This window comes from Actinomycetota bacterium (assembly GCA_018334075.1).
In the GTDB taxonomy this organism is placed as follows: domain Bacteria; phylum Actinomycetota; class Coriobacteriia; order Anaerosomatales; family UBA912; genus JAGXSC01.
This window is the reverse complement of the sequence record JAGXSC010000011.1, coordinates 1-14,598: the sequence shown is the minus strand read 5'-3', so window position 1 is coordinate 14,598 and position 14,598 is coordinate 1. Positions and strand designations below refer to the sequence as shown.

General features: G+C 59.1%; 12 protein-coding genes. All 12 read right to left on the bottom strand.

Annotation, left to right across the window (positions count from 1 at the left end; all coding sequences use genetic code 11):
• Positions 1–169 precede the first annotated feature (169 nt).
• Positions 170–2,764, bottom strand: coding sequence for an ATP-dependent chaperone ClpB (gene clpB / locus KGZ89_02560; GenBank protein ID MBS3973735.1), 2,595 nt, complete (start codon positions 2,762–2,764; stop codon positions 170–172).
• A 41-nt stretch (positions 2,765–2,805) separates the two neighbouring features.
• Entirely contained in the window at positions 2,806–3,228 is a 423-nt protein-coding gene (locus tag KGZ89_02555) for a helix-turn-helix transcriptional regulator (protein MBS3973734.1), read from the bottom strand.
• A 66-nt stretch (positions 3,229–3,294) separates the two neighbouring features.
• Positions 3,295–4,404 (bottom strand): molecular chaperone DnaJ, encoded by a 1,110-nt coding sequence (gene dnaJ, locus KGZ89_02550; protein MBS3973733.1) that lies wholly within the window; start codon positions 4,402–4,404, stop codon positions 3,295–3,297.
• Positions 4,405–4,413: 9 nt separating this feature from the next.
• Positions 4,414–4,968 (bottom strand): nucleotide exchange factor GrpE, encoded by a 555-nt coding sequence (gene grpE / locus KGZ89_02545; protein MBS3973732.1) that lies wholly within the window; start codon positions 4,966–4,968, stop codon positions 4,414–4,416.
• Positions 4,965–6,872, bottom strand: coding sequence for a molecular chaperone DnaK (gene dnaK, locus KGZ89_02540; protein MBS3973731.1), 1,908 nt, complete (start codon positions 6,870–6,872; stop codon positions 4,965–4,967). Before dnaK ends, grpE begins: the two co-directional genes overlap by 4 nt.
• A 144-nt stretch (positions 6,873–7,016) precedes the next feature.
• On the bottom strand, positions 7,017–7,688 hold the full coding sequence (locus KGZ89_02535) for a response regulator transcription factor (GenBank protein MBS3973730.1): 672 nt from the start codon (positions 7,686–7,688) through the stop codon (positions 7,017–7,019).
• 106 nt (positions 7,689–7,794) lie between these two features.
• The gene (locus KGZ89_02530; GenBank protein MBS3973729.1) at positions 7,795–9,138 is read right to left on the bottom strand and encodes a glutamine synthetase; all 1,344 of its coding nucleotides are present in this window, start codon (positions 9,136–9,138) and stop codon (positions 7,795–7,797) included.
• Positions 9,139–9,255: 117 nt separating this feature from the next.
• Positions 9,256–10,032, bottom strand: coding sequence for a hypothetical protein (locus KGZ89_02525; GenBank protein ID MBS3973728.1), 777 nt, complete (start codon positions 10,030–10,032; stop codon positions 9,256–9,258).
• A gap of 76 nt (positions 10,033–10,108) precedes the next feature.
• On the bottom strand, positions 10,109–11,620 hold the full coding sequence (locus tag KGZ89_02520) for a 4Fe-4S binding protein (GenBank protein ID MBS3973727.1): 1,512 nt from the start codon (positions 11,618–11,620) through the stop codon (positions 10,109–10,111).
• Position 11,621: 1 nt separating this feature from the next.
• Positions 11,622–12,833: a glutamine amidotransferase family protein gene (locus KGZ89_02515; protein MBS3973726.1), complete on the bottom strand. Its 1,212-nt coding sequence runs from the start codon at positions 12,831–12,833 to the stop codon at positions 11,622–11,624.
• A gap of 5 nt (positions 12,834–12,838) precedes the next feature.
• Complete coding sequence (locus tag KGZ89_02510) at positions 12,839–14,164, bottom strand: hypothetical protein (GenBank protein ID MBS3973725.1); 1,326 nt, start codon at positions 14,162–14,164, stop codon at positions 12,839–12,841.
• Between the two features lie 191 nt (positions 14,165–14,355).
• Positions 14,356–14,598, bottom strand: a 243-nt coding sequence (locus tag KGZ89_02505; protein ID MBS3973724.1) for a hypothetical protein, incomplete at its 5' end; no start/stop codon positions are given.

Sequence of the window (14,598 nt, the reverse complement as noted above, 5' to 3'; positions counted from 1 at the left end):
TAATCATGCTTACAACGGCAGCCGCCGCTTCCGACCTCGCCGAGGGCAGACAGCACGGTGTCGCGGCGTACATCGTCAAGCCATTCAAAAGCGCCGAACTCAAAGACGAGGTCTCGAAGCATCTCGGACACTAGGCCCGCAAAAAATGGACACCGGTTGCCGAGAAGCCCTACGCCTCCTTCAGTCCCAGCTCGCCTCCGATTATGTCTATAGTGACTGTATCCTCAGTCGATAGCCTGCCCTCGATGAGGGCCTTAGCCACCCGATCCACGACCTCGCGCTGAATAACGCGCTTCAATGGGCGCGCCCCGTAAACGGGATCGAACCCTTCGATGGCCAGGCGCTCCAATGCCGCAGGAGTGATCTCCAAGGCGATCTTCCGATCGGCGAGACGACTTCTCACCTTGCGAAGCTGGATATCCACAATCTCGGCGATCTGCTCGATCGAAAGTGGATGAAACAACACGACATCATCGATTCGGTTGAGAAACTCCGGCCGGAAGGTTCGGCGCAACGCCTCCTCGACGGCTCCGCGCATCTGGGACTCATCGCCTCCAAAACGCGCAAACTCCTCGATCGACTGCGAGCCAACGTTGCTGGTCATGATGACGATCGTGTTTCTAAAGCTCACAACTCGGCCCTGGCCATCGGTGAGCCGACCGTCATCGAGCACCTGAAGTAGTATGTTGAACACATCCGGGTGACCCTTTTCTATCTCATCGAGGAGCAGCACGCTGTAGGGCCTTCGCCGGACGGCCTCTGTAAGCTGCCCGCCCTCTTCGTATCCGACGTATCCCGGGGGAGCGCCTATCAAGCGCTGTACGCTGAATTTCTCCATGTACTCGCTCATATCTATGCGAACCATCGAGCGCTCGTCGTCGAAAAGAAACTCCGCCAAGGCTCGCGCAAGCTCGGTCTTCCCAACTCCGGTCGGACCCATGAAGATAAACGACCCGAGCGGTCTGTCCGGATCGGAAAGTCCCGCTCTGGAGCGACGAACCACCGAGGCTACGGCCGAAACCGCCTGGTCCTGTCCGACCACTCGCTGATGCAGGTGGGACTCAAGGTCGATCAGTTTCGTCATCTCACCCTGCATCAGTTTGGAAACCGGAATACCCGTCCACACGGAGACCCCTTCGGCGATCTCTTCTTCCGTGACTACCTCGCGAAGCATGGCCTCGTTTGCCTGAAGATCACCAAGCCTCGCGTCGGCCTCATCCAGCTCACGCTGCAGCTGCAAGATATGGCCGTAGCGTATCTCGGCGACGCGCTCCAAATCACCGTCGCGCTCGGCGAGCTCAGCCGCTGTCTTCGCCTTGTCGATCTCGTTTTTCAGGCGCTGAACCTTGTCGATAATCGTCTTCTCGCTTTCCCACCGCGCTTTCAGACCCGTCAGCTTCTCCGTGATCCCGGCCATCTCGGAGCGCAGGGTCTCGAGTCGCTCGGCGCTAGCCTCATCAGACTCCTTGAGCAGCGCAGCTTCCTCGATTTGAAGCTGACGCAATCTCCGGTCGAGCACGTCTATCTCCGTGGGCATCGAATCGATCTCTATCCGCAGTCGTGAAGCCGCCTCGTCGATGAGATCTATCGCCTTGTCCGGCAAAAAGCGGTCTGCGATGTAGCGATCGGACAAGGTCGCGGCCGCGACGATAGCGCTATCGGTGATACGGACGCCATGGTGCACCTCGTACTTCTCTTTCAGTCCACGAAGTATGGCGATCGTGTCCTCAACGGAAGGCTCGCCCACCAGCACCGGCTGAAAACGACGCTCCAGCGCGGCATCCTTCTCGATGTGCTTCCTGTATTCGTCGAGTGTCGTGGCGCCAATCGCGTGCAGCTCTCCCCTGGCCAAAGCCGGTTTAAGCATGTTGCTGGCGTCCATGGCCCCCTCGGCGGCGCCCGCTCCCACGAGCGTGTGAAGCTCATCGATAAAGAGCACCAGCCGCCCCTCGGCCTGCTCGATTTCGCGCAGCACCGCCTTCAGGCGATCCTCGAATTCGCCACGGTACTTCGCGCCGGCGACCATCGCGCCGAGGTCGAGCGCAACCAGGTCCTTCCCCCGCAGGCTTTCGGGCACATCGCCATCGACTATTCGCTGGGCCAGCCCTTCGACGATTGCGGTCTTGCCGGTACCGGGCTCGCCGATAAGAACAGGGTTGTTCTTTGTGCGCCGAGAGAGGACCTGCACCACCCTGCGAATCTCATCGTTGCGCCCGATCACCGGATCAAGCTTGCCGTTACGGGCAGCCTGCGTGAGATTGCGCGAGAAGCGCTCGAGCGCCTGAAACTGCGCTTCGGGATTCTGGTCTGTCACTCTGGCGCCTGCGCGGAGCTCCTCGAGAGCGTGCAGGAGCCTCGGAGCAGTCAGGCCTGCCGCGCCGAGCAGTCGCCCGGCCTCACCATCGGTCTCGGCGATTCCGAGAAGAAGGTGCTCAGTCGAGACATAGGCGTCCTTGAGCTCTTCAGCATGCTTGAAAGCGTTTGTGAGAACGGTGTTCAAACGTGGGCCGATAGAGGCCGGCCCTCTGACCTGTGTTCCCGTCACGCGAGGCGCCTTCTCTATCGTGACGGACACCTCCGCCGAAAGCGCGTCGACGTTCGCTCCGACCTTTTGCGCCACAGGCCGAGCGATTCCGTCCGCGGCATCGAGCAACACCTTGAGCAGGTGCTCCGGCTCGACTGTCTGCGAGTCAGCGTTGCTGGCCACCTCCGAGGCAGCCTGCAGCGCTTCTTGGGCCTTGATCGTCAACTTGTCCAATCTCATGACTACACCGCCTCACCAGGATACCGAGTCCAAAATCAACATCAGTCGCCCCACGCTCCTGTACCCCTTCGCTTCGCCAGACCGCCGCTTCTCACCACCACCATCGCCGTCCTGTACTCGCGCCCAGACCGCTTGTTCGTCTCGGCGAACTCACGGCCCTTGCCGGCGATGCGCGCTTTCAGGGCCTCGGTTTCCTCCGTCAGGCGCTCAACCTCGGCTGTAAGCTGCAGGATCCGAGTGACTCCCGCAAGATTTATTCCCTCGGAGGTCATCTGTTGTATAAGCCGAAGACGCTCAATATCCGCCTCCGAGTAAAGGCGCGTGTTCCCGGGTGATCTTTGCGGGCAGATGAGCTCTTTTCTCTCGTAGATCCTCAGTGTCTGCGGATGCATGCCAGCGAGAAGCGCGGCAACGCTGATCATGTAAAGTGGCTGGCTCTTGCCTCCCGATCTCCTGTCTTTCATCGCAATCCATACCTCTCGTCACTAGTCAGGTCAGGCCCTGGGCCACCCCCAGGACAGATCACAGAATCATCCGATATGCGCTCTTACATCCTCGGCAGGCAGCTCGGCCAACTCCTCGAACAACTTGCGCTGCTCGGAGGTAAGTTTCGTCGGTATCGCGATCCGAACCTTGACTTTCAAGTCTCCGCGCCCCGAACCTTTGAGGTGCGGCGCACCCTTGCCTTTCAGCCGAAGCACCGTGCCGTCAGGAGTGCCGGCCGCGATCTTGAGTTTGGCTTTCTTCCCGTCAGGGGTAGGTATCGTGACCGTTGTGCCGAGCGCCGCCTCCGCGACAGTAATTGGCAGATCCATGATGACATCGGCTCCGTCGCGTGCGTAAAACGGATGTGCCCCCACGCGTGTCACAACATATAGATCACCCGAGGGCCCCCCGTTTTCACCGGGATCTCCCTTGCCTTTAAAGCGTAGCTTCCCGCCGTCGACTGCGCCCGGCGGAATATTTACGGTCAACGGTTTGACTCGCTTTACCGCGCCTTTCCCTCGGCAGGCAGAGCACGGATTCTCGATTATCGTGCGCGCCCCCGCACACCTTGGGCACGTTCGCTGGAACGCGAACATCCCGCCTCCCTGACTCACATGTCCACTCCCCGAGCAGGTAGGACAGGTAACTCGCGACGTGCCGGGCTTCGCGCCACTGCCGCCGCACGTCTGGCAATCCTCCATGCGCTGCACGTCTAATCTGATCGAGGTGCCGTTGAAGGCCTCGCCGAACTCGACTTTCGCCTCGTACGTAAGATCGTGCCCGCGCCTGGCCGAAGCGCCTCGTTGCTGGCCTGCCGCACCAAAGAGATCGCCGAAAAGATCGCCGATATCCACATTGGCAGTCGTCCATCCTCCTCCGAAGCCACCGGCGCCGGCGCCTCCAGGCGGCCATCCAGCAGCTCCGCCCGGCGGCGCACCGCCGCCGAAGTACTGCCCATACTGGTCGTATTGGGCGCGCTTTTGGGTATCGGAGAGCACCTCGTATGCCTCGTTGATCTCCTTGAACTTCTCCTCGGAACCACCCGCATCAGGGTGGTGCTTCCTCGCCAGACGACGAAATGCCTTCTTGATCTCGTCAGCAGTGGCGCTCTTCTTGACGCCGAGTGTGTCGTAGTAATTCTTGCCGGCTGTCACGATGGCTCGTCACTCCTCGCGTGCGGGACCTCCGGTCGAAACGACAACCGAGGCAGGCCTGACAACTCTGCCGTGCATCGTATAGCCGCGTTGGTAAACCTCGACTACTGTGCCGTCAGGAACGGCTACGTCCTCCCGCTGCCCAACAGCCTGATGCGATAGCGGGTCGAAGGGCTGGCCGTACGGATCAATCTGGGTTACTCCCTCTTTGGTCACCACGTCAAGCAGCTGGGAGAGAACCATCTTCATGCCTTCCAGGGACTCCGGAGCCTCCGAAGAAGCTACGTGATCGATCGCCCGCTCAAGACTGTCAATCACCGGAAGCAGGTTGACTACAACCCTTTCACAGGCGCGCTTGACTACCGCCTCCTGCTCTCTGGAAACCCGCTTCCGATAGTTCTCGAACTCCGCCTGGACCCGCCTGGCGGTCTCAAGGTTAACTGCCGCCTCGTTGCGAGCATCCTCGAGATCGGCGATCAGCTGGTCGCCCCTGAACTCCAACTCAGGCCCAAGATCGTCGGATAGCTCCGGATCTACATCTTTGCGCTTCTTGCCGGATATCACTTCTTGTCCTTGTCTTCGTCGTCGACTACCTCGTAATCGGCTTCTACGACTTCGTCATCGTCACTCTTCGTTTCCTGACCGTCTCCGGAGTCGGCTTGCGCCTGGGCATCCGCATAGATAATTTCAGCCAACTTGTAGCTTGCTGTCTGCAACTTCTCGACCGCTGCCTGAATACTGGGAGTATCCTCTCCCTCCAGGTCCTTCTTCAACTCCTCGATAGCAGCCTCGATCTCTGTACGAGTCTCGGTCGGCACCTTGTCCCCAAGGTCTTTCATCGACTTTTCGCTCTGGTATATGAGGGTGTCTGCGGTGTTTCGCGCCTCAGCCGCTTCCTTGCTGCTTCTGTCCTCATCGGCGTGCGATTCCGCGTCCTGGACCATGCGGTCGATCTCCTCGTCGGAAAGCGCCGTGGAGCCGGTGATTGTGATCTTCTGCTCCTGTTGGGTCCCAAGATCCTTGGCTGACACATTGACAATCCCGTTCGCATCGATGTCGAACGCAACCTCGACCTGGGGTACGCCGCGCGGCGCTCCCGGAATGTTCATAAGGTGGAACTTGCCGAGCGTCTTGTTGTGCGCCGCCATCTCGCGCTCGCCCTGCAAGACGTGTATCTCCACAGAAGTCTGATTATCAGCCGCCGTAGTGAATATCTCGCTTTTCCGCGTCGGGATGGTGGTGTTGCGCTCTATGAGCTTCGTCATCACTCCGCCCAAGGTCTCCACACCCAGAGAAAGCGGCGTGACATCGAGCAGGAGAATATCTTTCACGTCCCCTGCCAAAACGCCTCCCTGTATGGCGGCGCCTATGGCCACGACCTCATCCGGATTCACGCCCTTGTGAGGATCCTTTCCGGTGATGCTCTTGACCATCTCCGCCACCGCTGGCATACGGGTGGAGCCACCTACCAAAATAACGTGCTCGATCTCTGAAGATTTGATCCCAGCGTCCTTGATCGCCGCCTCGACCGGTTTTTTACACCTGTCGAGCAAATCGCTCGTGACCTTCTGGAACTCCGCGCGGGTCAAGGTGTAATCAAGGTGCTTGGGGCCTGAGGCATCGGCGGTCACGAAAGGCAGGTTGATCTGCGTGGTCTGCGTGGTGGATAGCTCGATTTTCGCCTTCTCTGCAGCATCTTTGAGGCGCTGAAGCGCCATCTTGTCAACGCGCAGATCGATACCCTGGTCCGCCTTGAACTTGTCGGCGATCCAATCGATAACTCGCTGGTCCCAATCGTCGCCACCCAAGTGGTTATCGCCACTGGTGGACTTGACCTCAAAAACTCCGTCGCCCAGCTCAAGGATGGAGACGTCGAATGTTCCGCCTCCGAGATCAAAAACCAGGATCGTCTGGCTCTCGTCTCCCTTGTTCAGGCCGTACGCGAGCGCGGCGGCGGTCGGCTCATTGATGATGCGTTTGACCTCAAGCCCTGCGATCTTGCCGGCGTCCTTGGTGGCCTGACGCTGCATGTCATTGAAGTAGGCGGGCACGGTAATAACCGCTTCGGTCACACTTTCGCCGAGATACGCTTCGGCATCCGCCTTGAGTTTTTGCAGGATCATCGCCGAGATCTCTTCAGGCGTGTAGTTCTTCCCTTCGATCTCAACTATTGCTCGGCCGTCTTTCTCCTTCTTCACGTTATAAGCGACAGTCTTGCGCTCGGAATCAGTCTCCTCGAAGCGGCGACCGATAAATCGCTTTATCGACGTAATCGTATTCTCCGGGTTGGTAATGGCCTGGTTTTTCGCAGCCTTGCCCACGACGCGCTCGCCGTCCCTGCGGAAAGCAGCCACAGATGGTGTAGTCCTGTCGCCCTCGGCATTGACGATGATTGTAGGCTCGCCGCCTTCAAGTACCGCGACCGCTGAGTTGGTAGTGCCAAGATCTATTCCCAATATCTTGCCCATTCTTGTTCTCCTTTCACCGTGCACGCATGCTCAGAGCTTGAGCGTGTACGAATATCTACCGATACTCAGCAATATAAAATCTGATTCGACCATTGTCAAGTTTTCTCAAACGCGTGGATGTCTTGAGTGTGATTCCTCGGCCGTCTACATCCGCCAGAGGTAGCCCACGCTGCGAACGGTTTCGAGGCGGCTCGACAATTCCGGACCCAGTTTGGCCCGTATCCTTCGGATGTGGATATCAACTGTCCGGGCCCCACCAAAATAATCCGTGTCCCATACCCGGCTTAGCAGTATCTCACGGCTGTAGACACGGTTCGGATGAGTCATGAGAAAAGAGAGGAGCGCGTATTCGAGGTATGCGAACTCCACCGGCTCGCCGTGCACGTGGATCTGATAAGTGGCGAGGTTCAGGGTGAGGCCATCTATCCGGATAATCTCGTTGACGGCCACCTCTTCCCCGGGCCACAGAAGCATGCGTACTCGCGCGGCCAACTCAATGGGCAATGCTCGGCGAACGACGAAATCGGTCAGACAGCGTATCGGCATACGGAGGCATTCGAGGGCCTCTTGGTCCAGCACAAGCAGCATCCTGATCTCAGCGCCTCCGGCTGCTGCTGACTCAGCCATATCGATCGCATCATTTGGCGAGCGGCCTGTATCCACGATTACGAGATCGCCCGGAGCATTCAATAGGCGATCTCCGAGCTCAGAGGCCGGACAGCAGGAGATAAGTACGTCGAGGGCACCGATGGCGGACTCGACCCAGGTACTAAAGTGACGATCGTCAGAGATCACTACGACACGCTTCACATGCACCTAACGAACCTCCTTCCGCACCTCAAGCGCAGCCGGGCGGAAAGCCTCCCGCCCGGCGCCTTGTCACTACATGTTTGCCAAATCGGCGGCCGGAGTTAGCGCCGATCTACAGAATCGCCAGATACTTGTCCTGCTCCCATGGTGATACATAGGTCACATACTCGCTCCACTCCTTCTTCTTGTTGGCAACGAAGAAGCTGTGGATGTGCTCGCCAAGGACTTCCTTCATCAGTTCGGATTTTTCGAACAGGGCAATCGCCTCGCCAAGGTCCTTCGGCAGCGTCTGAATGCCTGCAGCCTCCAGCTCTTCCTCAGTCATGTGGAAGATGTTGTTCGTGGCCTCGGGCATGAGGCTCAATCCTTCCTCGATGCCTTTGAGACCGGCGCCGAGCATGACCGCAAAGGCAAGGTAAGGGTTGGCCGAAGGGTCGGGGCTGCGCAGCTCGACGCGGGTCGCAACCTCCTTGCCGGGCTTGTACATCGGCACACGGACCATGGCCGAGCGGTTACGGCGCGCCCAGGTCACGTATACCGGGGCCTCGTATCCAGGGACCAGGCGCTTGTATGAGTTCACGAACTGGTTCGTTACCGCGCAGAACTCGGGTGCATATTTCAGCAAACCGGCGATGTAGGACTTACCAACCTGCGAGAGATTGTAGCCATCGGGATCGTTCACGTCGAAGAAAGCGTTGCCTTCGGCGTTGAAAAGCGATTGATGTACGTGCATGCCCGAACCGTTCTGGCCCTGGATGGGCTTGGGCATAAAAGTGGCGTATACGCCGTTGGCGTGCGCGATCTCCTTCACAGTGAGACGGTAGGTCATCACATTGTCGGCCATGGTAAGGGCGTCAGCGTAGCGCAGGTCGATTTCATGCTGCGACGGAGCCACCTCGTGGTGAGAGTACTCTACCGGGATGCCAAGTTTTTCCAGCGCGAGCACGGTATCGCGGCGCAGGTCACTCGCCGCATCAAGCGGCGTAAGGTCGAAGTAACCGCCATTATCAAGGAGTTCGGTACCCTTGCTATCAGCAAAGTAGAAGAACTCGAGTTCCGGTCCCACGTACATGGTGTAACCCATGTCGGCAGCCCTTCCGAGCACACGCTTGAGCGCATAACGGGGGTCGCCCTCGAACGGGGTACCATCAGGGTTCATCACCTCGCAGAACATACGGCCAGTACCGCCGTCCTCGCCATTGCTGCGCCACGGTAGCATCTGGAACGTAGAAGGGTCGGGGAAGGCAACCATGTCCGACTCTTCGATCCTCGTGAACCCATCGATCGAGGATCCATCAAAGCCCATTCCCTCGGCAAATGCACCTTCGAGCTCGCTGTCGGTCACCGCAAACGACTTCAGAAAACCCAGCACGTCAGTGAACCAAAAGCGCACGAAGCGCGTGCCCCGCTCCTCCACACTTTTCAGCACGTAGTCCTTATCCATTTTCTTGCTCATCTGTCGAGTCCTCCTATATCGAAGCTTATGAATACACCGTTAGTGTAAGAAGCCGATGTTTCGTATGTGTTTCATAATCAAGAACAATGTGAGAATCTTCCGCATGGGGCGGGCCGGTTACATCAAGGCATAAAGCTTGGCGTACGGCCTATGGCTTATCGGCGCGATACGCTTGAAGGGCTGAGAGAGGATATGCTCAGCATCCATCCCCATCGCCGCGGCGTAATCCTCGATCACGGGACGCAATTCGGTCATGTGCTTTTCGCTCGCCGTCGTGATGCCCACCTCAGCACCACACTGCCACGGCTCGACGGTGCCACGCACATATATGACCCCTCCATGCATGCCTGCGCCGAGAAACCCACCGGCGATCGGCTGACGCTCATCGCGCGTGTTCATGCCGAGCAGGACAAGCATGCCGCCCGCCATGTACTCGCCAAAAAAGTCCAGCGCCTTGCCGCCGCATACCAACACCGGCACGAGCTTCTCGTACGCTTTCATGTGGATGCCCACCCGGTAGCCCACGTCACCCTTTACGTAGACGCACCCGCCACGCATGCCGTAACCAAGCACATCGCCAGCGTCTCCGCGCACAACGATACGGCCATTGCTCATCGTGTTACCCGCGCCGTCCTGGGCATTACCAAACACCTCGATCTCTATGCCGTCGGTGAGCATTGCGAGGTCATTGCCCGCGGTACCCTCGATCTCGATCTTCACGCCGGACACGCCAAGACCGGTACCGATGTAGCGTTGACCGTTAACATTCGCGATCTTGATAAGCTTCGCCCCTGCCGCAATCTCATCGCGCACTGCGCCGTTCAACTGCTGAAAGTACACGCCCTGTGCGTCGATACGCACGATTTCTCCGTCACGCTCGACCACCGGTGCCATGTAGCGATAACCTTCGATCACGCCAGCGGGCGGAGCGATACTTGCTGGCTTTATCATCTCTTCAACTCCTCTCTTCCTAAAGTCCGGCCGGCTTGACGCCGAGAATGAGACCTGTTGACTCGTCGAGTCCGATTGAACGCAGTCGCTCTCGGCTGCCGCGCAGACTCTCCACCGCATTCACCCCGAGCGCACCCAGGATCTCCTGAAGCTCGTGGCTCCATGCATTCACAAGATTCGTCAACCGCTCGGCACCCCACTCTGGATCGATGCGACGCGTGAGTTCCGGCTTCTGCGTAGTGATGCCCCACGAGCACCTGCCGGTATGACAGCTCTGGCACAGGTGACAGCCAAGCGCGAGAAGCGTCGCAGTTCCGATGGCGACCACGTCCGCGCCAAGCGCAATTGCTTTGGCAGCGTCTGCCGACGAGCGGATGGAACCCGCAGCCACGATGGAGGCCTGGTTGCGGATGCCTTCTTCGCGCAAGCGCTGGTCCACAACGGCTATCGCGATCTCTAGCGGAATACCGACATGATCGCGAATGACGGCGGGGGCCGCACCCGTGCCGCCGCGGAAGCCGTCGAGGTAGATGTAGTCGGCTCCAGCGCGCACAATACCGCTCGCTATAGCCGCCACGTTGTGCACAGCCGCGATCTTCACGCCCACCGGCTTGTAGCCGCTCGCCTCCTTCAGTGCGTATATCAGCTGGCGCAGATCCTCGATTGAATAGATATCGTGGTGCGGCGCAGGCGAAATGGCGTCGCTGCCCTGCGGGATCATACGCGTGGCCGAGACCTCGCGGTCGATCTTCTCGCCTGGCAAATGTCCGCCGATGCCCGGCTTGGCGCCCTGACCGATCTTGATCTCGATAGCGGCGGCGCGCTGCAGGTACTCGCGCGATACGCCGAAGCGACCCGAGGCCACCTGCACGATCACGTTGTCCTGAAATGGGTGAAGATCCTCGTGCAGACCTCCTTCGCCGGTATTCATGAGGATGCCGCACCGCTCAGCCGCCATCGCGAGTGAGCGATGGACGCCCAGCGACACCGAACCATAGCTCATCGGCGAGAAGACAATCGGTGTGTCAAGCTTGATATTGTGGTGCATGCCGGCGCCATCGGCGAGCATAAAGCCGCCGTTGCCGTCCGAAACAACCTCGACGCTATCTGGCTTGCGTCCGAGGTAGGTACACAGTTCCATTGGCTCGCGGAGCGGATCGATGGAAGGATTCGTGACCTGGCACGCATCGAGCACCAGCTTGTCGAAGATACGCTCGTAGGGGCGCGGGTTACCCATGGAGGTAAGTAGAACGCCGCCTGTCTCGGCCTGCCTCCAAACCGCTTTTAGCGCGTCGGTAGACCAGTTGTCATTATCACGAAAGGCGAGCGTATTCTTCTCTATAGTTATGCAGTGTGCCGGGCAAAATGTCACACAGCGGTGACAGGCACGACACCTCTCGTCATGCGGAATGGGACGCTCGCTGAAGTCATACACATCCCAACCGCACTGTTGTACGCACCTGCCGCACTTGTGGCACTTGTCGTAATCTATCTTGACCCGGAACTCAGGCTGGATGAAAGATTGTCGCATTTCAGACCATGACCTCCTCGGCGGTGTACGCCATCTCGGCAGTTATCACTGCGCGCGAAGCCTCAATCGGCGACAACGGTGACTGCACTCCCTTGATCCGGGCGATGACGGGCTCACCGGCCTTGGGCGTCCACAACTCGTCGGGTTTGGGAAGTACGGTGCGAATGGCGCTCTCCTCGGAGGCCACCATGACCTTGCTGCCGCTGCGTGCGGCCACAAGCGGGCGAAGCTTGATACGATCGTTCAGCGCTACCATTCCTCCGTTGAAACCGAGCACGATAGCGAAGGGGCCGTTGAGCATGCCCGGGCCGTATACCGCACGAAGCGAACGCATGAGCTCGGCCTTTTCAGCGGGCATGCGGTCGATCCTGGACCACAGTGGCGGTGCGAGGACCTTGCAGGCGAGTTCGATGGGCAGCCTGTGCCGGCGGAGAAGCAAGTCAAACAGGTACGCGACAACCTCGGTATCCGTGCCGAGCGAGCATGCGTAGCCGAACTGCTCCAGGTAGCGGCGATTTATGCCATAGCTCGAGATCTCGCCGTTATGCACTATCGACCAGTCGAGCAGTGTGAAGGGATGAGCGCCGCCCCACCAGCCTGGGGTGTTTGTGGGGAACCGGTTGTGCCCGACCCATGTGTGGCCCTCGTATTTCTCCAGGCAGAAGTAGTGGCCGATCTCCTCGGGATAGCCCACGCCCTTGAAGGCGCCCATGTTCTTACCCGAGGAAGCCACGAACGCACCGTCCACTTGAGAGTTCAAAAGCATGACCAGACTCACAACGTAATCCTCTTCCGAGACCTCACGCTCCTCGAGCATGTGCGTGTGAGGTGTCATGAAGTAACGCCACAGAAGCGGGGCGCCGGTAATGCCTTTGACGGACCGGGTGGGTATCGGCTCGGCCACCTCGATCAAGAAATGTTGGTCGAGGATCACCTCGGCCGCCTCTTTGGCTCCAAGGTCGTGGTACATCATGTGAAAGCAGAAGTGGTCAGGGAAGTCGGGGTAGATGCCGTAACCAGCAAAGCCGCCACCGAGTCCATTGCCGCGGTCGCGCTGCACGGCCATAGCGAGGATCGGCGCCTCTCCACTCATCGGCGCGCCGCTCTCGTCGCAGATACCCATCAGTCCGCAGCCGCCATGAATCTTGAATGGAGACTCCTCACGAAAGTTTCTCGGCTTGAAGTCATAGTATCGATCGAGATCGTGTGGCATGGCTTCTACTCCTCTGTCTTTGTAAGCAGGCGGGCAACCACGTCGCCGCCACCTTCCGGAGGCGAGGACAGTCCAAGTTTCTTGCGAGCGCTCTCGCGGGGTTTCCCGAGCGCACCGGTTCTGAGAAACTCGGCATAAGCGGCAGAGACCGGTTCCGGAGCGGTTCCGGCTTTCACCGTAAGCTCCTTGAGCTGCCGGAAAACATCTGTCATCCCAATACGTGAATGGCATATCTCCCGGCAGGTGTAGCACTCGAGGCATTTCCACAGCTGATTGTCGGCTACAACCTCTTCAAGGCGCCCAGTCAGCAACGCCGAGATGATCTCCGTGGGCTGGAAGGTGGGATCGACCTTACACACAGGGCAGTCGTCCTTGCAGGCCTGGCACGACTCGCACTTCACGAGCAACTGCACGTCAAAGTGCTCCGCCAGCTGCTTCCGGTCACAGGCGCGCGCCTCCCACTTTGCAAGGAACGGGTTCACCGGCACGCGGTGCATATCCAGGCCCATCTCGGCGGGAGTGTGTCCCATCGCAAGCGCGATCAGTTCCGACAGGTAGAAAACGGGCACATGCAAATCCTCGTTCGCGCGCTGCAGCGCCGCTTGATTAAGATCGAATTGCTGGAAGCAGCTGGGGCAAACCACTACGAGCGCGTCGACTTCCTCTTTCTGGAGGTCATAGAGCTTGCGTCGCGCGAACGCGAGTGAGCCCTCGCGCTCGCCCACACGGTCGAGCACGCCGCCACAACACTGCATCTTGGTGGCGTAGTCCACGACCTCCGCACCGAGCGCCGCTACGAGCTCTTCAACCTTCGTTGGCTGGAGCGGGTCGTCCCATCGCACGGCCGGCTGCGGACGCAGCAGATGACAGCCGTAATGTACGGCCACCCTCATGCCCCACAGAGGCTTGACCACCTTGGCACTGAGTGAATCGGCACCGACGCTGTCGGCCAACCATTCGGCGAAGTGCACGATATCGAGGTCACCATCGTAGCGCAGACCCTCTTTGGCGAGCCGCTGATTTGCGACCTCGCGAGCACGCCAATCGCTACGCAAGTGACTGGAGGATTCCTTAAATGTGGAGTAGCAGCCGTTACACGGCGTGACCACACCAAGACCAGCCTGCTCAACGATGGCGAGATTGCGTGCCGAGGCGGTATAGAATGCGTCCTGGTTGTTCGCCTTCACGAGTGTCCCCTCGGGGCAGCACGTGTGCCCGGGCAGCTCATGAACGGTCGCGCCGAGATCGCCCATCACCAGTCGCGTGGACTTCTCTATAAATGGAAGCCTCGCCGGGATTGTGCAACCCCAAAAGACCGCGAACTCCTGCATACTCATTTGCGCCTCTCATGCCCGGAAAACAGAAACGCCCACCCAGACCCTGTTCGGTCCAAATGAGCGTCATTGCTCGTTTCTTCAGTTACGGCTCGCCATTGAGCCGATGGGGGCATTCTAACAGGTCCCGTGCCGTCTGAAAAGGGCCGGGCCTCTTCTGAGCGCGTAAGGATTCGGGGGGTCTACTCTCAGTTCAAAGGATTGAACATCGCACGGAACGCCTGCCGCGTCGAGAACGGCATCAGACGCCCCGCTGGAGGCTCGTATCCCTTTCCGTCAGAGCATACCATCTCGTAGCCGAATCCGTAGCGCCGCTTATCGAGAATCGCGTTTCGCCGTCTTCTGTCCTTGTCTTTGAACGTCTGCTCGCGTCGCGGCACCGGAAGATCATCCCCGGAGGCCAATGTGGCCCTGATGCGCGCCATGTCGCT

Bases quoted from the DNA above. Each gene is read 5' to 3' on its own strand.
- dnaK (MBS3973731.1), bottom strand. From the start codon at position 6,872: ATGGGCAAGATATTGGGAATAGATCTTGGCACTACCAACTCAGCGGTC.
- KGZ89_02525 (MBS3973728.1), bottom strand. From the start codon at position 10,032: ATGGCACCGGTGGTCGAGCGTGACGGAGAAATCGTGCGTATCGACGCA.
- KGZ89_02510 (MBS3973725.1), bottom strand. From the start codon at position 14,164: ATGCAGGAGTTCGCGGTCTTTTGGGGTTGCACAATCCCGGCGAGGCTT.
- KGZ89_02555 (MBS3973734.1), bottom strand. From the start codon at position 3,228: ATGAAAGACAGGAGATCGGGAGGCAAGAGCCAGCCACTTTACATGATC.
- KGZ89_02515 (MBS3973726.1), bottom strand. From the start codon at position 12,833: ATGCCACACGATCTCGATCGATACTATGACTTCAAGCCGAGAAACTTT.
- clpB (MBS3973735.1), bottom strand. From the start codon at position 2,764: ATGAGATTGGACAAGTTGACGATCAAGGCCCAAGAAGCGCTGCAGGCT.
- KGZ89_02530 (MBS3973729.1), bottom strand. From the start codon at position 9,138: ATGAGCAAGAAAATGGATAAGGACTACGTGCTGAAAAGTGTGGAGGAG.
- KGZ89_02520 (MBS3973727.1), bottom strand. From the start codon at position 11,620: ATGCGACAATCTTTCATCCAGCCTGAGTTCCGGGTCAAGATAGATTAC.